Source organism: Arthrobacter sp. Soil_N43 (genome assembly GCF_057655195.1).
The window spans coordinates 30,809-51,173 of sequence record NZ_JBDGML010000114.1; the positions used below are offsets into that span (position 1 = coordinate 30,809).

A 20,365-nucleotide genomic window follows, 5' to 3' on the forward strand; every position below is an offset into this window, starting at 1 on the left:
GTCCGCCGCGGGTGGAGGACCCTTCAGCTGTCCCTCAATGCTACCCGCGGGTAAGTACCCGTGCTAGGGGAGGGCTGTCCCGCAAAATCACCCGGGAGCTCGACCGTGGACGCGTGGTGGACCAGCCGGTCCCACAGGTGGTTGAGGCCGTGCACCATGCCCAGCAGCGTGCCCGCAACAACCAGCCAGGCCAGCCGTCCGACGCCCACCAGGACGAGCGCGGCCATCGCCGCCACCGCCACGAACAGAACCAGTGCCAAGGCAAAAACCAGCGTTCCGATGAACACCAGGGTGGCGTTCTCCACTGCACTTAGGTCAAACTGCATGCTTCCCCCTGCGCCGTTGCTGCGGTTGGATCAGTAGCACGAGCCTAGGGTGCGGAGCCGCGTCCATCCACAGCTTTTCAGGCGGGTCGGGCCTGTTGATACGGGATCGAAATCATACTGCTCCGTAGGTCACGGACTTGTCTCAATAACCACACCAGCCACAGAGGTTTCGTTGCCCGGCAGAAAACGCCGGGCCCCGTAGAGCCGGCGAAGGCGGAACGAGGGCACTGCGTTAACCTTGTACTTGGCAGTTTTCGGGTTTCCCGCTGCCCAACCATCCCCGTCGCAACCAAGTCGCAACCAAGGAGAGTGTGTGCCCCGGTCCGCCGCGTCCTCCGCTGACGCCATCAGCGCACGGCTCCGGGACCTTGAGCTCCTGACTAAGGGGCCCGCCTGGGCACTCACCCGCTCCGCCCCCTGGGTGATTGCGGTGCTGCAGGCGTCCTTCACCCGTACGCGCCCGCAGCTTCCGCTCGAAGAGTTCCATGCCGACGTCGACTCCTTCCTTGAGCAGCTCCGCCGCCAGGAGCCGGGGCTGGGTGGTGCGGCCAATGGAAAGTCCTTTGGCGATGAATGGACGCGCAAGCAGTTCCTGACGCGGCGGAACCAGTCCGGACAGATCGTTTACGAAGTCACGGAACCGGCCGCCCGCGTGCTGGCGTTCCTGGACAGTCTTTCCAGCGAACGCTCCACGCTGAACGGTTCCCGTCTGGGCACGCTGCTGGGCGACGTCGAGAAACTCGCCAACGAAACCAACCCGGACCAGAGCGCGCGCCTGGAGTCGCTGGAGGAGGAGATCGAGGAGCGCCAGCAGCTCATCCAGGACATCAGTTCCGGGGACTTTGACGGGCTGCTCGATGACGACGAAGCCGTGGAAGCCGCCGGGAACATCCTGGACCTCGCGGCCAGCCTGCCCGCCGACTACAAGAAGATGCGCGACCGCATTGAGGAGCTTGTGGGCGAGCTGCGCAACCAGATCATCGAGGAATCGCTGACCAAGGGCGCCACGATGGCCCAGGTGCTGGAGGCGGACAAGCGGCTGCGGCAAAGCCCGGAGGGGAGGACCTTCCGTTCCTTCACCGCCTTCCTCGAAGACCCGCAGCAGCAGCTGCGCTTCCGCTCTGCGATCGGCGAGGTGCTCAGCCGGCAGTTCGCGGACGAGCTTTCGGCGGAGGACCGCGAAACGCTGAAGAACCTCGTGGCCGAGCTCCGCCAGCAGCACAGCGAGATCCAGCGCATCTACGGCAAGCTCAGCGAGAGCCTGAACACCTACGTCCAGAGCGATGACTTCCGCCAGTCCGTCCGGCTCCGCAAGGTGCTGCGCGAGGCCGAACAGGCCATCCGGTCCCTTCCGTATGAGCGTGAGCGGCCAGGCCTAGTCCCCGGCCCGGAGCTCTTCAACGCAGGCTTCGAATCCCTGGCCATGGTGAAGCTGTTCGATCCCGACGAATTCGCGGCCCCGCCCAAACTTGCGGACCCGATCGCGTTCAGCGACTCCGACCGCGTGCGATCGCCGCGCACCGGCAAGGCACACCCGGAGGCCATCCGGGCAGCCATGGCGGGCGCCGCTTCCCTTACCGAAGCCTGGGAGCAGCTGCCTCCCGGGGAACGGCACATCAACTCCATCCGCGCACTGCTGTCCCATGCCCTCCACGACGGAGCCGGCTTCGACCGCGCAGCCTGGGACGCTGTCGAGTTTGAACAGATTGACGGCACCACGCGCAGGGCCTACCTGCCGGTGGTCACCCTCTCGAAGGATTCCCATGACTGAAAATACCCCGCTGGTCGAGCCTGTCCCGGTGGTCGAGCCTGTCGAAACCCGGACGGACCCCTTCTCAGTCCGCCCGCGGGACACCTTCGTCGACGGCGCGGCGCTGTTCCCCGGTGACACCGGCGTGCTCTCCATGAGGGTGCGTCAAGCGCTTGTGAAGCTGCTGAAAGGCCCGTACGTCGACGGCGGCCGCGACGAAAAGCTGTGGACCACACTGCTGGACAACCAGCTCATCCTCCGCAGCCGGCTCTCCGAGCTGTTCCTCACCCTGGAGCTCGACCACGAGCGCAAGATCGCCGTCCTGCGGCCCGTCGACCCCGAGGCCATCGGCGGCAGTACCCGCTCCAGCATCCTGCGCCAGCAGCGTGCCCTGAGCCGGGTGGAAACCATCGTGCTGCTCCGCCTTCGGCTGCTGCTTGACCGCCACGTCACAGCCCAGACCGACCCCACGATCACGCGTGAAGAAATCGCCGAACTCGTGGCGCACTACCAGCCGGCCGGGCAGCAGGACGCCCTCCGTGACTCGGACGTCGTTAACCGGGCGATCACGAAGCTCCTCGCGCGCCAGCTCCTGCTCACCACCGGCCTGGATGACGTCTACACAATCTCCAACGCCCTCCCGCTGGCCCTCCCGTTCGAAAACATTGGAGACATCCCGGCCCAGATTGAAGCCCTGATGGCAGCCACAGCAGACCCCACGGGCACCGAGGCGCTGCTAGAGCTGGACGACAACCCGCTGGTTGAGCCTGTCGAAACCGAGGAAGAGGACGACGCTGAAGGTGACACAACCTCGACCAGCGAGACGGAGGAGGCCAAGTGAGCATCGCAACCATGCTGCCGATGGGTGAACTCACCAACCCCGGCCAGATGCGTTTGGCCATGGTGCAGGTGGTCAACTGGGGCACGTTCCACGGCGCCCACACGATGCACGTGGACCGCAACGGCACGCTGCTGACGGGCAATTCGGGGGTCGGCAAGTCGACGCTGTTCGATGCCATGCTGCGCGTATTTGATGCCCGTCCGCGCTCCAACGAGGCCGCGGCGCAGCGCTCCGGCGGGTCGGTGGAGGACAAGAGGACCACATTCACGTACATGCGCGGCAAGGTGGGCGACAAGGCCGTGGGCGAGGGCTCTGCCAGTGCCTTCCAGCGCCCCGGTGCCACGTGGTCCGCCGTCGCCCTGACGTTCGACAACGCAGCGGGCACCAAAGTGACGGTATCCGCGCTGTTCGACCTGCCGAAGAACGGCACGGAGTCCAGCGTCGGTCGGTACTACCTGATCGACAACGAGCCCCTGGACCTTGCCGCGATTGAGGGGATTGCCGAGAAGCGTTTCACCAAGGCGGCGCTTGAAGGCATCTTCCCGGACGCGCAGGTCTTCGACGTGCACAAGGCCTTCGCCGAGCGGTTCCGCCGCCTGCTGGGCATCAACTCGGACCAGGCGTTGCCGCTGCTCCGCGTGATCCAGGCCGGCAAGGGCCTAGGTGGCAGCGTCAACACGTTCTTCCGGGACCAGGTGCTGGATGCGCCGGCGACGCTGGCCGCTGCGGACGGCGTTGTGGAGGAATTCAGCAATCTGATGTCCATCCGGCAGCGTCTTGAGGACGTGCGGCAGCAACGCGACCAGCTTGCCCCGGTGCCGGAGCTGAACCGGGAGTATGCCCAGTCCCTGCTGGACGCGAACCGGCTCCGGGAACTCGCCGGCGAGGAATTCGAGGCGTACCGGCAGCGGCTCGCCGTCACGATCCACGAGAAGACCCTCGCCCGCTTCAAGGCACTGGCGCAGGCCAAGGCCAAGGAACTCGGCGCCGAGCGGGCTGTCCGTGACGGCCTTGCCAAGGAACTGCGCCAGCTCGAGGCTGAATACAACAACCAGGGCGGCAACGCCATCTCCTCCATCGAGCAGTCGCTGGAGAACGCCCGGGTCGGCCTCAAACTCCGGCAGCAGGTGGAGGAAGCAGCCCGCCAGTCGCTCGCCGACGCCGGCCTCGAGCTGGACTGGACGGCCGGGGGATGGGAGCAGGCGCACGAACAGGCCGCCGCGCGCGCCGCCGAACTCAGGGACGACTCGGAGGCCCTGAAGGAACTCCGCTTCGAGGCCTTTGACGGGCACGCGACCAAGAAGCGTGAACTCGCCGCGGCCGAACAGGAGCTCGTCTCCCTGAAGACCCGCAAATCGCTGCTGCCGCCGTCGAGCATTGAGAACCGCGCTGCCATCGCCGCAGCCACAGGCATCCCCGAGGAACTCATGCCGTTCGGCGGCGAGCTGATTGACCTCGCCGAGGGCGAGGAACGGTGGCGGCCCGCCGCGGAGCGGGCGTTGCGCAACCTTGCCACCACGCTGCTGGTCCCGGGTGAGCACTTCGCCGCCGTCACGCGCTATTTGAACGACCACTCCGTCCGCGGTGCCCTCCGCGCCGTCGATGTCTCGAAGCCGCTCGCCGGCGGTGCGCTGGCTGTGGAGGACGTGTCCGACGGCGATCTGCTGACCAAGCTGGATATCCTCACCACCGGGAACAACGGCGGCTCCGCGCAGGCAGGCGAGTGGATCCGTGAACGCATCGCGCTGGACTTCGCCTACCCCTGTGTGGAAAACCCGGACGACCTTGCCGGGCTCGACAAGGGCCTGAGCCTGGGCGGCGTGGTCAAGCGCAACAGGCACACCGTGGAGAAGGACGACCGCTTCACCGGCCGCCAGGACTACGTCCTCGGCTTCGACAACGCCTCCAAGATGGAACTCGTCGCGGCGCAGGTGGCAGACCTGCAGCAGGAGCTGGCCACGGCGGCCGAGCTCGCCCAGAGCAGGGAGGAATCCCACCAGGGCATGTCCCGGCAGCTCGAGGCGCTGCGCCGGGTGGCCGAGGACCACCGTCCCTGGGAGCAGGTCTCCGCGGTGGTCGCCGCGGACGAACTTGCCCGGATTGAGCAGCGGCTCAAGGACGCTCTTGCGGCGCAGGCAGACCTCGAGCCCCTGCGTGCCAATGTCGAGGCGGCCCGCCAGAAGCACCAGTCGAGCACCGAAGCGGCCGCCGTGCTGCAGAGCGAGTACAAGGCGCTGGATCGCCAGCTCACGGCTGCCGATTCGCTGCTGGAAGCGGCGCGGACCCGCCTGAACCAGGCTCCGCCGTCGGACTCCGCAGCCGCCGCGCTGGAGCCGTACTTCGAGGGCTTCGGCGACGTGACGGAAATGCATGAGCTGGACAACCTGGCCGCCCGGGTCAAAACCCGGCTGCTGGGGGACCTGCACGCCGCGGAATCCCGCGGCCAGGCGACGGCCGAGCGGCTCACCCGGATCTTCGAGGGTTTCGTCCGCGAATGGGGCACGGCGATCTCGGCCGACCACGGCACGTCCATCGGCGCCGCGGGGGAGTTCGAGGCCCGCTACCACGCGATTGTCAGCGACGGCCTGCCCGCCCAGGAGGCCGAATTCCGGCAGTTCTTCAACCAGCGCACGCACGAATCGTTCAGCACGCTGCTGCACCTGCTGGACGAGGAACGCCGCTCCATCACGAGCCGGATCCTGCCGCTCAACGGCATTCTCTCCGAGGTCAATTTCCATGAAGGCAGCTTCCTGGAACTGGACATCAAGCAGACCCTCCCGGCCACCGCCAAGCAGTTCAAGGACGCCATCCAGAACGCGCTGAAAACCCGGCATTCGCGCCACGGCAGGTCTGCCGCCGGAGCGGACACCGACGACGACGCCGAGCTCACCAACCGCTACAAGTCCTTGGAAACGCTGGTCAAGCGGTTGGGTTCGCAGGCCCCGGAGGACCGGCGCTGGCGGGCGGAGGTGCTCGACGTGCGCGGCCACCTGTTCATCCAGTGCAAGGAGCACCGCGAAGTGGATGTGCCTGCCGGAAAGTCGGGCGGCGGCAAGCGGACCGACGTGTTCATGCACGCCGACACCGGCTCCATGTCCGGCGGTGAGCGGCAGCGTTTCACGGCGTTCATAATGGCGGCGGCGCTGAGCTACCAGCTGGGGATCGCGGAACAGGGTTTCACAACCTACGGCACCGTGATGATGGACGAAGCGTTCGTCCTGGCCTCCGAGGAATTCGCCGGCGCCGGCATCAAGGCACTGCACGAATTCGGCTTCCAGCTGCTCCTGGCCGCCCCGGAAAACGTGATCGACCTGTCCCGGCACCTGGGCTCCGTGACGGAGATCCTGCGGGACAAGCGCACCAACCGCTCGGGCGTACTGACCGCCCCCGTGATCGGAGCCAGGCCCGGATCCGGAGGCCAATGGCGGTCCGAGGCCAACCCCGTGGACATCGTGCTGCGCTGAGCCGGGGTTGGCCGCGGCTCCACATCCCCGTAACCTTGCCGGGATCTTTATAACAAATCGATGGACTTATTGACGGTTCCCTAGTGGGAGCGCACTTTGGCGTGCGAATCTGTGAGCACCAAACTTCGCCACAGCTCCTCCAGGGTCATCATACACTCCCACGCGGCGGGCCAGAGCCACCCTCTGCCGAGCTTGACGGCGTCCTCACGAAAGGCACCATCATGCGTTCTGCTCACCACGCCACCGTCGTTGCCGCCCTCGCTGCCGCCGCCCTCAGCCTGGCCGGCTGCGGGGCAGTCGCCCAGTCGGCGTCCAACAATGCGACACCGTCCGCTGCGGCCGCGGGTGCCACGGCGCCGGCAACGACAAAGCCTGCGGCGACGGCCGCGCCTGCACCCTCCAGCGCGAAGCCGTCAGGGGCTGCCGCGCCCAGTCCTGCAACGTCGGGTGCTGCCGGGGCCGGCACTGCCGAGCCGGGTTCTACCGACCTGGCCACCTTTACCTTCCCGGGAGACAAGGTGTCGTTCAAATACCCTTCCACCTGGAAGGTGGAACTGTTCACCGGGTCGAGCACGCCGCCGGTGTCGGGCACCGCGACCGTCTACGACGCCGACGGCAACAGGCAGGTAACGGTCTACTCGGGGCACATTGCCGACGGCGTGACCCACCCGGTCACCAGGGACGTCTTCGAAACCCAGCCGGTTCCCGGCCTGCAGCAGCAACCGGCTCCCGTAGCCCACTACTCCTTCTACGCGGACCGGATGGAAGACAACTCGGTCTACCGCATGCACCTGACTGCCGGGGCACCGCCGTCCGGCGCCGACTTGGCCCAGGACGGGATCATCCGCGTCGGAAAGGATGTGCTCGTGGCGGAGGTGCAGTTCATCGAGAAGCCGTTCGCCAGCGACGCCGCTGCCAAGGCCTGGCTGGCGGGCGCAGAGGGACAGGCGCTGAAGGCGTTGCTGCTGAGCATCTCCTACCGCTAGATTGTCGCGCGGCTTGCCGCCCGCTGAAGGCCCCCGTTCAGATGATTCTGAACGGGGGCCTTCGTTCGTTCCTGTGAGCAAAACGGCAGCGGCCTTCTCAAACTTCTTTCAAGAATTATTCATGCAAATGCATCCGGGCACGCCCCGTCGGCGGTAGTGGGGGTGTAAGCAAAAATCGCCCGCACCGCGGGCCGTTGAAGGAGAAAACCATGCACACCAGCATTTTCGCAACAGGCGCACTGGCAATGGCGGCAACACTCGCTTTCGCCGGCCCTGCCCACGCTGCTGAAGGGGACGCCCAGCTTTCCGTGCTGCACGGAGTGCCGGGCCTGACGGTTGACGTCTGGCTCAATGGCGAGCGCACCCTGGACGATTTCGCGCCCAGCACCCTGGCCGGGCCGCTGGCTCTTCCGGCTGGCAGCTATGACATCGCCATCACTGCAGCTGACGCCGCAGATGCCTCAGCCCCCGTGATCGGGCCGGTCACGGTGAAGCTGGCCGCTAAAGGAAACTACACCGCGGTGGCCAACCTTGGGGCGGACGGCAAACCTACTGCGAATCTCTTCACCAATGATGTCTCCCAGATAGCAGCAGGCAAGGGCAAGCTGACTGTCCGCCACACGGCTGCAGCGCCCGCCGTGGACGTCCTGGCCGGCGGCTCGGCCGTCATCTCCAGCCTCTCGAACCCGAAGGAGAAGACCCTCACCCTGGATCCCGGCACCGTCCCGGCCGCCGTGGCAGCAGCCGGTACAACCCAGCCGGTGATCGGCCCGGCCGATGTCACCGTCAAGGAAGGCACCCACACCATCGTCTACGCCTGGGGCAGCCTGGCGGACAAGAACCTGCAGCTCGCTGTGCAGACCATTGACGGCCTGCATTCAGTTCCCGGTTCTGTTCCGGGCGGACGCTCGGGCGCAGCTGACGACGGCACAGGCCAGGCCGCAGCCACCATCGGCTTCGGTGCCGCCGGCCTGGCACTCCTTTTGGGCGGCATTGCTGCCTCCCGCAGGGTGGCGATCCGCAGGGCCAAGTAACTCCCGCCCCAAATGGCAGGAAAACTCCGGGCACCCGGCCGTCCTCAAGCCGGGCGCCCGGCCTTCCTGTCCCCACCTCAATGAAGCCCGAAACCTGACCACGGACGGAGGGACATGAAAAGCACGACGACGGTGAACGGGCCGCGGGAGCCCCTGACGCTTCGGCCCCGTCCGGCAAGTGCGTGGCTGCGGGCGCTGACTGCCGCAGTCGTCCTCCTTATGGGAGCCGCTTTCCTGGCGGGCTGCGGGTCATCCTCTGCAGTGCCGGAAAGCCCAGCCGTGCCGGCATCGCCGCTTGCCACGGGAACCACGCAAGCCGCTGCGGCCGACGCAGCAGCACCCCGCCTGGCTTCACCTTCTCCTGCGCGGACGAGCGCCCCCGTTCCCACCCCCAGGGCAGAGATTCCGCTTCGGCAGTCGTCGCTGCCCAAAGCGGCCCCGCCGGACCCCGCCCCGCGCTTCCTGAGTGTCGCAGGCACAACCATCAACATGGACATCGTGGCAGTGAGCGTGACGCCGGACGGCGCCATGGAGATCCCGGAAGCCTTCGATGAGGCAGGCTGGTACCGCCACGGAGCGGCCCCCGGCGCCGCGGCAGGAACGGCGGTAGTGGCGGCACATGTGGACACAACATCCGATCGGGCCCCTTTTTCGCAGCTGAAGTCTCTTTCCGCGGGAACCCGGATCACTGTGGGGCGCGAGGGCGCCCCGCCCCTTCGCTTCCGGGTCGTCTCGGTGGACCTGATGGCCAAGGACAAATTCGATGGTGCGGCCCTGTTCCGGCGGGATGGCCCGCATGAGCTAAAGCTGGTCACCTGCGGCGGCCGATGGCTGGACGAGAAACTGGACTACAGCGACAATGTGATAGTCACAGCGGTACCTGCGTGAGCCGCATCGCAGCTTTCATCCGTGCCGAAGAGGGCGGGAAGGAGTCCTTTTTGGCACTTCCTGACCCGCCTTCCGCAGGAGCTGCGCAATCAGCTGAAGAGGGCCCCGGAGCCCCTTCTCCCCGCACCGTGGATGCCGCAGCGCCCGTCTGGGACGCGGCGCTCAATGAATCCTTCGCCGCCGGAAATGAGAAGGCCCTGGCTGAGGCCTACCGGCAGTTTTCGCCTCTGGTGCACACTCTGGCGCTTCGCTCCCTGCGGGATCGCGCAGCAGCCGACGACGTCACCCAGGAAGTGTTTATCCGTGTCTGGCGGTCACGGTCCACCTTCGATCCGCACAAGGCAAGGCTGCCGGCGTGGATTGTGGGAATAACCAGGAACGCCATCACCGACGCACTGGCCGCCTCCGCCCGAGAAACCCGCAAAGTCATGGCCGCCGCCGAGGTCCGGCCGGAGGGCCAGCAGGATGCGGGCGCGGGTCCGGCCGACGTCCTGGCGGACCGGCTGCTGCTCGACGGCGAGCTTGAGCGGCTGGGGGAGCCACAGGGGTCCATCATGAGGCTCGCCTTCTATGAGGACCTGACCCATCACCAGATTTCGCAAAAACTGAACCTGCCTCTTGGTACCGTCAAGAGCCACATTCGTCGAAGCCTGTCCCATTTGAGAAGCAGATTGGAGGTGGACCATGCAGCATCCTGACCCGGAAGTTCTGAGCCTGCTCGCCCTGAACGAGCCAGTGGACGATGGACAGATCATGGAACACCTCCGTTCCTGCCCTGAATGTGCAGCGGAATATGCGGCCCTTCGGCGGGCGGTCAGCGCCGTCAGGACTACGCCGGACACCAGCGTGCTGGAACCTCCGGGCGCGAACGTCTGGGCAGCCATCCACCGCGAACTGGGCCTTTCCGAGGCAGTAGCGCAGGATCCGTTGACGTCAGCTCCCGCTGAGCCCGCGACCGAGGCCGTCGAGCCTGCCGAGACCGCGCCTGCCGAGACCGCGCCGTCCGGCCCCGTCCCGGGCCGGACGCGTGCGAGCAACGTGACATGGCTCCGACGGCCCGGCGTCTGGCTTGCAGCGGCCGCCGCCCTCGTGGTCGCCGTCGGAATCGCCTTGTCCGTTGGCCTGCCAGCTCCTCCAGTGGCCGAGGCTGAACTTGCCCCGCTGGCTCAGTACTCGGCCACAGGATCCGCCAAGGTCACCGAATCCAGGGACGGCTCGCGCACCATCGAGGTGCAACTCAACAAGACCGAAGCCAAGGGCTACCAGGAAGTGTGGCTGATTGCCCCGGACCTCTCCCGGCTTGTCAGCCTGGGCATCATGAACTCATCCTCGGGACGTTTCGAGGTTCCGGCCGGATTGGATCTGTCCGCATATCCCATCGTGGACGTGTCCGACGAACCCCTCGACGGCAATCCGGCGCATTCGAGCGTGAGCATAGTCCGGGGCACGCTCAAACTGTGACGCGCTAACGCGCCACGGTGAACTGCCGGTTTACTTCACGCGGAGAATTACGTGACACGAAGCTTTCTTAATTGGAGCGAGGATAGGCTAGCCTTACTCACGTTCGCTTCATTGATCTAAGGAGTTCCGTGACTTCCCCCCTCTTCTCCGGCTCCGGCCGTGTGCCCGGCGCAGGAACCACCCGCCGCGCCCTGCTCAAGACCGCCGGCAAGGCCACCGCAGTGGCGGCTGCCGCAGCCCTTGCGCTGACCGGCTGCTCCACCGGCCCGGCCGCATCCACCTCGGGTGCCTCCACATCCGAGTCGTCCAGCACGCAGTTCCCGGTCACCATCAAGCACGCCTTCGGTGAAACCACCATCAAGGAGCAGCCCAAGCGCGTCGCCACCGTGTCCTGGGTCAATGACGATGTAGCCATTGCCCTGGACGTGGTCCCCGTCGGTATCCCGAAGAACGAGTGGGGCGGCAACGACAAGGGCTCCACCCCCTGGAAGGACGCCGCTCTCGAGAAGCTCGGCGCAGGCTTCGGCTCAGACAAGGCCCCCGCGCAGTACTCCGAGGCGGACGGCATCAACTTCACCGAGATCGCCAAGCTCAACCCCGATGTCATTCTCGGTGCTTACTCGGGCCTGACCGCAGAGGACTACAAGAAGCTCAGCGAGATTGCCCCCGTCGTGGCCCACCCCGATGTCGCCTATGGCACGTCATGGCAGGATTCCACCAGCAGCATCGGCAAGGCCCTCGGGAAGGAAGCCGAAGCGGCGAAGCTGATCTCCGACACCGAGGCCACCATCAAGGAGAAGGCTGCCAAGTACCCGCAGCTCGCGGGCAAGACGTTTATCTACGGCAACCTGGAGCCCGCCAAGGGCGACGGCGTCAACGTCTACACCGCCAACGACAACCGCCCGCGGTTCCTGTCCTCCATTGGCATGCAGCTGGCGCCGGTTGTGGAGGAGAAGTCAAAGGGTTCCAAGGACTTCTTCCTGGAGTGGTCCGCTGAGAAGGCCAACGAGCTGGATTCCGACATCTTCGTGACCTGGGTCCCGGATGCCAAGACCACCGACGCCATCAAGAAGGACCCGCTGCTCGGCCAGATCCCCGCCGTCAAGGACGGTGCCCTCGTGGCCGATTCGGACAACACGCTGACCCTCTCAATCTCGGCCGCCTCTCCTCTGAGCCTGCCGTGGTCGCTGGACACGTTCCTCCCACAGCTGGGCAAAGCTGCCGACGCGGTCCAGTAGCCAGCCATGACACCACGTACGACGACGGTGCCCCGCGCCCAGCGCGAACGGACACTTGGGGCCCCTGTGGCCGCGGCGGAAGGGCCACAAGTGCCCGTTCCCGCTCCGCGGCGGGGGAGCGCGCCGGCCGGGCGGGTCGCCTGGCTGGCCGCCGCCGTCGTCGTACTTGTCCTTGCCTGTGCAGTGTCGCTGGCCGTGGGGGCGCGCGGCCTTTCCCTGGCCACCGTCTGGCAGGCGCTCACGCAGTTCGATCCGGCCGACGGCAATCACGCCGTGATCCACGCCCGCATCCCGCGCACCGTCATGGGTCTGCTGGCCGGCGGGGCGCTGGGCATGGCGGGCGCGGCCATGCAGGGTGTGACCCGCAATCCGCTGGCTGATCCCGGCATCATCGGCGTGAACGCCGGTGCCGCCCTGGCCGTGGTCACGGGAATCTACCTCTTCGGCGTCTCCTCCCTGGGCGGGTACATCTGGTTCGCATTCGGCGGCGCCGCAGCCGCCGCCGTCGTGGTGTACCTGATTGCGTCCATGGGCAGGGACGGTGCGACGCCGGTCAAGCTCGCCCTGGCCGGTGCCGCCCTGAGCGCGGGCCTGTACTCGCTGATGAACGTCATCCTGGTGTCCAGCCAGGACACCCTGGACCGCTTCCGGTTCTGGCAGGTGGGCGGGATCGCCGGGCGCGACTGGTCCGTGGTCCTCCCCGGCCTGCCGTTCCTCGCCGTGGGGGCGCTGATCGTGCTCTCCACCGGGCGCATCCTGAACAGCCTGGCCCTCGGCGACGACCTTGCCCGGGGACTCGGCCAGCGGGTGGGCCTGTCACGTTCGGTGACGGCACTGGGCATCGTGCTGCTTTGCGGATCCGCCACGGCACTCGCCGGTCCGATCGCGTTCGTCGGGCTCGTGGTTCCGCACGCGGTCCGTTTCCTGACCGGTCCGGACTACCGCTGGATCCTTCCCTTTTCCCTCGTGCTCGCCCCGGCCCTGCTCCTGGTCTCCGATGTCATCGGGCGGGTGGTGCTGCTCCCGGGCGAGGTTCCCGCAGGCATTATGACGGCCCTCGTGGGCGCCCCGGTCTTCGTGTGGCTGGTCCGCCGCAGCAAAGGGGCCGGACTGTGAGCACCAACCCCGCACCAACAGACCAGCGCGAACGGACACTTGGGGCCCCTCACCCCCAGCGCGAACGGGCAGATAATGCCCTCAAAACCGCGAAAACAGGGCATTATCTGCCCGTTCGCGCTTCGTTCCTGCGCCGGACGCTGCTGAACCGGACGGCGATCCTGGGCGCCGCCGTCGTGATCCTCTTCGCCGCAGGCATCCTGCTCGGCAGCTACACCGTCACCATCCCGGACTTCTTCCGGATCCTCACGGCCCACTTCACCGGTGGCGAGAAGATTCCGGGCGCCAGCTTCATCGTGATGGAGAGCAAACTGCCGCGGGCGGTCATCGGCACCATGATCGGGCTCGCCTTTGGAGTGTCCGGCGGACTGTTCCAGACCATGCTCCGCAACCCGCTGGCCAGCCCCGACGTCATCGGCATCAGCTATGGTGCCAGCGCCGCCGCCGTCACGGCCATCGTCGTGTTCGGGGCCTCCGGTGCCGCCGTTTCTGGCGCGGCCCTGGGCGGTGCCCTGGGAGTGGCGGCAGTGATCTACGGCATCTCCCGCAGCGGCTCGCTGCGGGCCGGAGCCGGCGCCGGAAGCGGCAGCGCGGCCGGCAACCGGCTCATCCTCGCGGGCGTCGGCATTGCCTCGGCCCTCGGCGCTCTGGTGAACTTCCTGCTGACCCGCACGGACATCCGCACCGCGGCGGACGCCCTCGTCTGGCTCAACGGCTCACTCAACGCCGCGAGCTGGGACCGTGCCGGGGTGTTGGCGGCCGCCCTCCTGGTCCTCATGCCCGCGGTCGCGGTCCTGGCCGGACCGCTGCGCATCATCGAACTCGGCGATGACACCGCCGCCGGACTCGGCATTCGGGTGCACCGCACCCGGCTGGGCGTGGTGCTCACCGCAGTTGCCTTGGCAGCGGTGGCGACGGCGGCGGCCGGGCCGGTTGCCTTCGTCGCCTTCCTGGCCGGCCCCATCGCCCGCCGCTTCGCCGGCAAAGCCAGCCTCCCGGCGTCGGCCCTGGTGGGCGCCCTGATAGTCCTGGCCGCCGACTACTTCGCCGCCAACATCGCCCCGCTGCTGCTGGACGGCACAGCACTGCCAGTCGGCGTGGTCACCGGCGCCCTGGGCGCCCCCTTCTTGCTCTGGCTTCTCGTCACCGCCAACCGAAAGGATGCCTGACATGGCTGTTCTCAAAGCGAAGGACCTGACGCTGCAGTACGACCAGCGGCGCGTCGTGGAGGGGCTAACCGCGGAGATCCCGGAGGGCAGGGTGACCATGATCGTGGGCGCCAACGCCTGCGGCAAGTCCACGCTCCTTCGGGGGCTGTCCCGGCTGCTCAAACCCGCCGGCGGAACGGTCACGCTCGATGGCAAGGACATCCACTCCCTCCCCGCCCGCGAACTGGCCCGCGCCCTGGGCCTGCTGCCGCAGCACCCCACCGCCCCCGACGGCATCACCGTCCGGGACCTGGTGGGCCGCGGCCGGTACCCGCACCAGGGCTTCTTCCGCAGCTGGTCAGAAAAGGACGACGCCGCGGTCCAGCGCGCGCTGGAAACCACCGAGACGCTGGACCTTGCCGGGCGGAACGTCGACGAGCTGTCCGGCGGGCAGCGGCAGCGTGTGTGGATCGCCATGGCCCTGGCACAGGAAACGGACGTGCTTCTGCTCGATGAGCCCACCACGTACCTGGACCTCGCGCACCAGGTGGAGGTGCTGGACCTTGTGACCGACCTCAACCGGCAGCGCGGCACCACGGTGGCCATCGTGCTGCACGACCTCAACCTGGCTGCCCGGTACGCGGACCACGTCATCGCCCTCAAAGGCGGCCGGATCGTCGCCGAGGGAGGGGCTGCCGAAGTGATCACCGAGGAGCTCGTCCTGGAAGTTTTCGGCCTGGAATCCCGCGTTCTGCCGGACCCCGTGTCCGGTACCCCGCTGATCATCCCGATCGGCCGCCACCACGCCGCCCCAAAAGCCGCAACCACAACCCTGGAGTTGGTCTCATGAGCTCAGTCAACGGCCCCGCAGGAACAGCCACGAAGGCCATGCCGCGAGAAAGGTCCGGGGCGATGCCGCAGCTCGCCACCGAACCGATGACGCTCGCCTTCGACGTCACGGTCAGCGCCGTCCAGGAGCTCGGCGCCAACTTCCGCCGCATCACGTTGGGCGGCTACTCGCTGCGGGATTTTGGCGTGCACGGCAGGACTATGGACCTGCGCATCAAGCTCGTGATCCCTTCCCTTGCCGACGACGGCACCCCGCTTGAGCTGCCGCCATTCCACATGGAAAACACCGGCTGGTACAAGGAGTGGCTCGCCATGGACCCGGCGATCCGTGGCTCCATGCGCACCTACACCGTGCGGCAGGCCCGGCTGGACGCCGTGTACCCCGAGATCGACGTCGACTTCGTGATGCATTTTGATGCTGCCGGTCATGGCGGCCCCGCGGCCAACTGGGCTCTCAACGCCCGCCCGGGCGATGCCCTGACCATCATCGGGCCGAACAACCGGGCCGCGCACTGCGTGACGGCGGAGATCTACTCGGGCATTGAGTGGCGGCCGGGCCTGGCACAGCGCGTCCTCCTGGCGGGTGACGAGACAGCCGTTCCTGCCATCAGCGCCATCCTGGAAAGCCTTCCGGAGTACATGACCGGGCACGCGTTCCTGGAAGTCCCGGAGGCCGGCGACTTCCTCGATCTCCAGACAGCTGCCGACGTCGACATCACCTGGCTCGCCCGCGGTGCCGCGATCGGACGCTCGCGTCCGCACGGGGAACTGCTGCAGGAAGCTGTCCGCGCCGCCGTCCCGGTGCCCGGCTGGGTGGGCATCAAGTCCACCGGCGCGGCGGCAGGCCCGGAGCCGGAGGACGTCAACGTCGACCAGGACATCCTGTGGGAGACGCCGGCGCGCATGGATACCGCGGCCATCGGCGCCACCAAGAACCCGGCCGTGCCCGCTGGTGCCATGCCCTTCTATGCCTGGATGGCGGGCGAGGCCGGCGTCATCAAGGACCTGCGGCGCTACCTGGTCCGGGACGTCGGCATCGATCGGAAGCAGGTTGCCTTCATGGGGTACTGGCGGCAGGGGAAGGCCGAACTCTAACCCTGACGCTCCCTCACGTTTGGTCGGTGTGTTGCCGGACGCTCCCTCACGTTTGGGCCGTGTGTTGTCTGACGCTCCCTCACGTTTGGTCGGTGTGAGTTGGCGTTCACCTGCGGTTTCCCTCCGTGTTTCTCCGGGTGGATACCTTGTGCGGATGGGTTCTTATCCTTTGCTTCCGGATCGGGGTGGGCGACGCCGATATGTGGCCTTGGGTGATTCGTTCACCGAGGGGGTGGGGGACCGGAGCAAGCATCTGCCCAACGGTGTGCGAGGCTGGGCCGACCGCGTGGCGGAGCGGCTCGCCAAGGCGGAGCCGGGCTGGGAGTACGCCAACCTCGCCATCAGGAGCAAACGGCTGCGCCACGTCATCGCCGAACAGCTGGAACCGGCGCTGGCCATGGAACCGACCCTCATTACGCTGTACGCCGGCGGCAACGACATCCTGGACTTCGGCACGGACATGGATGTGCTCATGGTCCAGTACGAGGCGCTCGTGGCGGAGCTTGCCAGAACCGGTGCCACCCTGGTGCTGTTCACCGGATTCGACGTCAGGGTGTCCGCGCTGCTGGAACCGTTGAAAAAGAGAAACGCCGCCTATAACGAGCGGGTGCGGGAACTTGCTGCCAAATACGGGGCCGTGCTGGTGGACTATTGGTGCTTCGACGCCCTGCAGGACCGCCGGATGTGGGACGCGGACCGCCTGCACATGTCCAAGGCAGGCCACAAATACGTGGCCGCTCAGGTCTTGGACCACCTGGGCGTGCCGCACAAGATCAGCCTCAAGGAGTGGGAGCCCCCGTCGAGAATTACGCTCCGCGACTGGGAGAGACGTCAAAGACGCTGGGTGAACGACTGGGTGCTCCCGCTGTTCGGACGGAAACTCCGTGGTGTGACGCTGGGGGACAACCTCAGCCCGCGCTGGCCCGAGCCTGTGAAGGTGCCGCGCAAGGGCGGTCTGAAGAAGCTGACCGAACAGGCCGAGCGCTGAGCCGGCTAGTTCGGCGGCCCAGGCTGGTCCAGCAGGTTCTCAAACCCCGGAGCCACGCGGGTTGCAGCGAATTCCATGACTTCGAACTCAGCCACGCCGTTGACGTAGAACGGGTCCTGTGCGATGGAAGCGTCCAGCGTCTGCCGGTCGGCCTTCGACAGCAGCAGGCCGCCCGTGCGGGGGACCTTCCTGCCGGCGGCCATGAATACGCCCTCGTCGAAGGCGTCCTTAAGCCAGGCCACGTGGGCATCCAGGTGGTAGTCCACGATGTCTTGGGCAACCTTGTATGTCAGGGAAACTACGTACATGCCCGCCAGCCTACCGTTTCTGTCGGATTGCCTTCCCGTGAAGGTGCGCCGCTTGAACCGTCAATCTTCTTTTCTCCTAGGATGGAGCCATGACCGAACCGCGCTGGCTCAACGCCGATGAACGCCGGGCCTGGCTCGCCCAGCTGAGCATCAACACCATGCTGCCGGCGGCCCTGGATACCCAGCTGCACACGGCCGGCAAGTTGTCGCTGTTCGACTACAACGTTCTGGCGATGCTCTCCGAGGCCGAGGGGCGCTTTCTGCCCATGAGTGAATTGGCTGCCCGGACCAGCGCGTCACTCTCCAGGCTTTCCCACGTGGTCACCAAACTCCAAAGCCGTGGATGGGTGGAACGCCGGCCGCATCCAGGCGATGCACGTGTGACCACCGCGCACCTGACGGAGCAGGGCATGAAGACGATTGTGGGCCTGGCTCCGGGTCATGTGGAGTCCGTCCGCTCCCTGTTCCTTGACGCCCTGACGGAGCAAGACGTCACTGACCTTGCGCGCATCGGGGAAAAGATCGTTGCTCGCCTGGACAGTAACCACTGGATTCTCCGCGAACAGACACCACCCAGGAAGTAGCCGCCCGGAAGCGGCCACCACGAAGCGGCCACCGAGATCAGGCCCGCCTTGGTTGCTCGCGGCAACTGCTGGCAGACTGGACCCATGGATTTCATGTCCCGCTTCGTAGCCTTGGGAGACTCCTTCACGGAAGGCGTCGGTGACGACGACCCCGCCCGCCCCAATGGTGTCCGCGGGTGGGCAGACCGGGTTGCCGAGCAACTCGGTGCCGCCGATCCTGGATTTGGCTACGCGAACCTTGCCATCCGCGGCAAGAAGCTGCGCCAGATCATGACCGAGCAGGTGGACGCCGCCGTCGAACTGCAACCCACGTTGGTGAGCATCTACGCCGGCGCCAATGACATCCTCCGGCCCAAGGTCGACATCGACAACCTGCTCGAGGAGTACGACGCCGGGATCCGCAAACTCAGGGCGACCGGCGCCACGGTGGTGATGTTCACCGGTTTCGACGCCCGCGGCTCAAAGGTGTTCGGCACCATGCGCGGCCGCACTGCCATCTACAACGAACTCGTGCGCGGCATCGCCGGAGACCACGGAGCGCTGCTGGTGGACTGCTGGCGCTTCAACGAGTATTACGACTGGGGCATGTGGGCCAAGGACCGCATGCACATGTCTTCAGCCGGGCACGCCAACATGGCCAAGCGCGTCCTCACCGTGCTTGAGCATGACCACTCCATCGACGTTCCGCCCATGACTCCGGTGCCCGAGCTCAGAGGGGTCGAAGCCCTTCGCGCGAATGCGCAATGGTTCCGCGAGTTCGCTGCGCCCTGGGTTGTCCGGCGCGTCACCGGAAAATCCTCGGGCGACGGCCTCCGGCCGAAGTACGCGCAACTCACCCGCCTCTAAGCGTCTTGCGCCGCCGGATTAGCCTTTAATTCCCGCGTCTCGTAGACTTGGTAGGCGCTAGGTGGCGCGGAGCGTGTGCAATTGCTCCGGTTGGCAGTGGCTGTAAGCAGTAATAACAGTCCCGCAGGCCGGTAGTTAGGGGCTCAAGTTGCGTGCATTCCTGTATTCGCCCAGCATCCCGGCACTTCGCAGTGGTTTCCATTGCCCGGTGCCCGCGGCCCATCGTACTTCGCCGCAGCACGGATTCCCGGTCTTGCCGAAGAATTTATGCCTGCGGAATGATGAAAACGGATGGGGACTGGATGCGGACGCCGCCTGCCGCACGGTGACGCAGAACGCTGCCAGCCGTTTCAATCATTTTTCAGAGGAGAGTCGTCATGGCAGCACACTGCCAGGTGACCGGAGCCGAGCCGGGCTTTGGACACAGCATTTCGCACTCGCACCGCCGCAACAAGCGCCGGTTCGACCCGAACATTCAGAAGAAGCGCTACTGGGTTCCGTCCCTGCGCCGCAATGTCACCCTGCAGGTTTCTGCAAAGGGCATTAAGACCATCGACGTACGCGGCATCGACGCAGTCGTTGCCAGCATTCTTGCACGAGGGGTGAAGCTCTAGTGGCTAAGGACAAGGACGTACGTCCGATCATCAAGCTCAAGTCGACCGCGGGCACGGGTTACACCTACGTCACCCGTAAGAACCGTCGTAACGACCCGGACCGCCTGGTCCTGAAGAAGTACGACCCCAAGATCCGCCAGCACGTCGAATTTCGAGAGGAGCGCTAAACATGGCTAAGAAGTCCAAGATTGCTCGTAATGAGCAGCGCAAGGTCATCGTTGAGCGTTACGCCGCAAAGCGCCTCGAGCTGAAGAAGACCCTGGTTGACCCCAACGCGACTGATGAAGCACGCGAAGCTGCACGCCTCGGCCTGCAGAAGCTGCCCCGCAACGCCTCCCCGATCCGTCTGCGTAACCGCGACATCATCGACGGCCGTCCCCGCGGTACCTTCCAGAAGTTTGGCATCTCCCGTGTTCGTTTCCGCGACATGGCTCACCGCGGTGAGCTCCCGGGCATCACCAAGTCTTCCTGGTAATTCAGCACCGCTGATTCCAGCTGCTTGAAAAAGGGCCGGCAACCGTTTGGTTGCCGGCCCTTTTTTGCGTTTTCGCCCGGCGCATTCCGCGCTAGGTTGCGCGTGACGCACCACACAGAACGGAATTACGACGCCGACCCCCGGTTTTGTCGTCAGATTCCCCTGCGGTTCCGCGGAATCACGCGGTTTTTAGCCGCACCACAGGCCAGTTCGGGTGGGTTTGCGGTGGGGGTTGGGTGGGTGTATTGTTTTCTAAGTCGCCGAGAGGGGGCCGGCGGGAAGCTGGTTACCGGAGGCGGCCAAATCCCCTTCTGAACAGCCTGTGAATGGTTCGCTTGTTTGGCGTGCCGGTTG

The 20,365-nt window shown here is 66.3% G+C and carries 21 protein-coding genes; 19 read left to right on the top strand and 2 right to left on the bottom strand.

Features of this window, described 5'->3' with window-relative positions:
• Positions 1–23 precede the first annotated feature (23 nt).
• The gene (locus AC3A3W_RS17395) at positions 24–326 is read right to left on the bottom strand and encodes a hypothetical protein (RefSeq protein ID WP_487444257.1); all 303 of its coding nucleotides are present in this window, start codon (positions 324–326) and stop codon (positions 24–26) included.
• Positions 327–639: 313 nt separating this feature from the next.
• On the opposite strand from AC3A3W_RS17395, the gene AC3A3W_RS17400 reads away from it, so the two are divergent.
• From AC3A3W_RS17400 to AC3A3W_RS17465, 14 genes are all read left to right on the top strand, one after another.
• A complete protein-coding gene (locus tag AC3A3W_RS17400) occupies positions 640–2,097 on the top strand; it encodes a DUF3375 family protein (RefSeq protein ID WP_487444258.1) in 1,458 nt (485 codons plus the stop codon).
• On the top strand, positions 2,090–2,917 hold the full coding sequence (locus AC3A3W_RS17405) for a DUF4194 domain-containing protein (RefSeq protein ID WP_487444259.1): 828 nt from the start codon (positions 2,090–2,092) through the stop codon (positions 2,915–2,917). Before AC3A3W_RS17400 ends, AC3A3W_RS17405 begins: the two co-directional genes overlap by 8 nt.
• Positions 2,914–6,381 (top strand): ATP-binding protein, encoded by a 3,468-nt coding sequence (locus tag AC3A3W_RS17410; RefSeq protein WP_487444260.1) that lies wholly within the window; start codon positions 2,914–2,916, stop codon positions 6,379–6,381. The genes AC3A3W_RS17405 and AC3A3W_RS17410 overlap by 4 nt, the downstream gene beginning before the upstream one ends.
• 221 nt (positions 6,382–6,602) lie before the next feature.
• On the top strand, positions 6,603–7,367 hold the full coding sequence (locus AC3A3W_RS17415) for a hypothetical protein (protein WP_487444261.1): 765 nt from the start codon (positions 6,603–6,605) through the stop codon (positions 7,365–7,367).
• A 209-nt stretch (positions 7,368–7,576) separates the two neighbouring features.
• Positions 7,577–8,401 carry a DUF4397 domain-containing protein gene (locus AC3A3W_RS17420; protein WP_487444262.1) on the top strand — a complete coding sequence of 275 codons (825 nt, stop codon included), beginning with the start codon at positions 7,577–7,579 and terminating at the stop codon, positions 8,399–8,401.
• A gap of 114 nt (positions 8,402–8,515) precedes the next feature.
• A complete protein-coding gene (locus AC3A3W_RS17425) occupies positions 8,516–9,289 on the top strand; it encodes a class F sortase (protein ID WP_487444263.1) in 774 nt (257 codons plus the stop codon).
• A gap of 128 nt (positions 9,290–9,417) precedes the next feature.
• Positions 9,418–9,987 carry an RNA polymerase sigma factor gene (locus AC3A3W_RS17430; RefSeq protein WP_487444272.1) on the top strand — a complete coding sequence of 190 codons (570 nt, stop codon included), beginning with the start codon at positions 9,418–9,420 and terminating at the stop codon, positions 9,985–9,987.
• On the top strand, positions 9,974–10,750 hold the full coding sequence (locus AC3A3W_RS17435; protein WP_487444264.1) for an anti-sigma factor: 777 nt from the start codon (positions 9,974–9,976) through the stop codon (positions 10,748–10,750). Before AC3A3W_RS17430 ends, AC3A3W_RS17435 begins: the two co-directional genes overlap by 14 nt.
• Before the next feature lie 128 nt (positions 10,751–10,878).
• The gene (locus tag AC3A3W_RS17440) at positions 10,879–11,988 is read left to right on the top strand and encodes an iron-siderophore ABC transporter substrate-binding protein (RefSeq protein WP_487444265.1); all 1,110 of its coding nucleotides are present in this window, start codon (positions 10,879–10,881) and stop codon (positions 11,986–11,988) included.
• A 6-nt stretch (positions 11,989–11,994) separates the two neighbouring features.
• Positions 11,995–13,104, top strand: coding sequence for a FecCD family ABC transporter permease (locus AC3A3W_RS17445; RefSeq protein ID WP_487444266.1), 1,110 nt, complete (start codon positions 11,995–11,997; stop codon positions 13,102–13,104).
• A 107-nt stretch (positions 13,105–13,211) separates the two neighbouring features.
• Entirely contained in the window at positions 13,212–14,273 is a 1,062-nt protein-coding gene (locus AC3A3W_RS17450) for a FecCD family ABC transporter permease (protein ID WP_487444273.1), read from the top strand.
• Between the two features lies 1 nt (position 14,274).
• Complete coding sequence (locus tag AC3A3W_RS17455) at positions 14,275–15,102, top strand: ABC transporter ATP-binding protein (protein WP_487444267.1); 828 nt, start codon at positions 14,275–14,277, stop codon at positions 15,100–15,102.
• A 62-nt stretch (positions 15,103–15,164) separates the two neighbouring features.
• On the top strand, positions 15,165–16,196 hold the full coding sequence (locus tag AC3A3W_RS17460) for a siderophore-interacting protein (protein ID WP_487444274.1): 1,032 nt from the start codon (positions 15,165–15,167) through the stop codon (positions 16,194–16,196).
• Positions 16,197–16,350: 154 nt separating this feature from the next.
• Positions 16,351–17,184: an SGNH/GDSL hydrolase family protein gene (locus AC3A3W_RS17465; protein ID WP_487444268.1), complete on the top strand. Its 834-nt coding sequence runs from the start codon at positions 16,351–16,353 to the stop codon at positions 17,182–17,184.
• 5 nt (positions 17,185–17,189) lie between these two features.
• Here AC3A3W_RS17465 and AC3A3W_RS17470 read toward each other — a convergent pair whose 3' ends face one another.
• The gene (locus tag AC3A3W_RS17470; protein ID WP_487444269.1) at positions 17,190–17,492 is read right to left on the bottom strand and encodes a YciI family protein; all 303 of its coding nucleotides are present in this window, start codon (positions 17,490–17,492) and stop codon (positions 17,190–17,192) included.
• Between the two features lie 89 nt (positions 17,493–17,581).
• On the opposite strand from AC3A3W_RS17470, the gene AC3A3W_RS17475 reads away from it, so the two are divergent.
• The 5 genes from AC3A3W_RS17475 to rpsN all read left to right on the top strand — a co-directional run bounded on the left by AC3A3W_RS17475 (position 17,582) and on the right by rpsN (position 20,011).
• Entirely contained in the window at positions 17,582–18,076 is a 495-nt protein-coding gene (locus tag AC3A3W_RS17475; RefSeq protein WP_487444270.1) for a MarR family winged helix-turn-helix transcriptional regulator, read from the top strand.
• A gap of 84 nt (positions 18,077–18,160) precedes the next feature.
• On the top strand, positions 18,161–18,922 hold the full coding sequence (locus AC3A3W_RS17480; protein WP_487444271.1) for an SGNH/GDSL hydrolase family protein: 762 nt from the start codon (positions 18,161–18,163) through the stop codon (positions 18,920–18,922).
• 377 nt (positions 18,923–19,299) lie between these two features.
• Positions 19,300–19,536, top strand: coding sequence for a 50S ribosomal protein L28 (gene rpmB / locus AC3A3W_RS17485; RefSeq protein WP_124090838.1), 237 nt, complete (start codon positions 19,300–19,302; stop codon positions 19,534–19,536).
• On the top strand, positions 19,536–19,703 hold the full coding sequence (rpmG, locus tag AC3A3W_RS17490; protein WP_003798558.1) for a 50S ribosomal protein L33: 168 nt from the start codon (positions 19,536–19,538) through the stop codon (positions 19,701–19,703). Before rpmB ends, rpmG begins: the two co-directional genes overlap by 1 nt.
• 2 nt (positions 19,704–19,705) lie before the next feature.
• Complete coding sequence (gene rpsN / locus AC3A3W_RS17495) at positions 19,706–20,011, top strand: 30S ribosomal protein S14 (RefSeq protein ID WP_003798555.1); 306 nt, start codon at positions 19,706–19,708, stop codon at positions 20,009–20,011.
• Positions 20,012–20,365 lie beyond the last annotated feature (354 nt).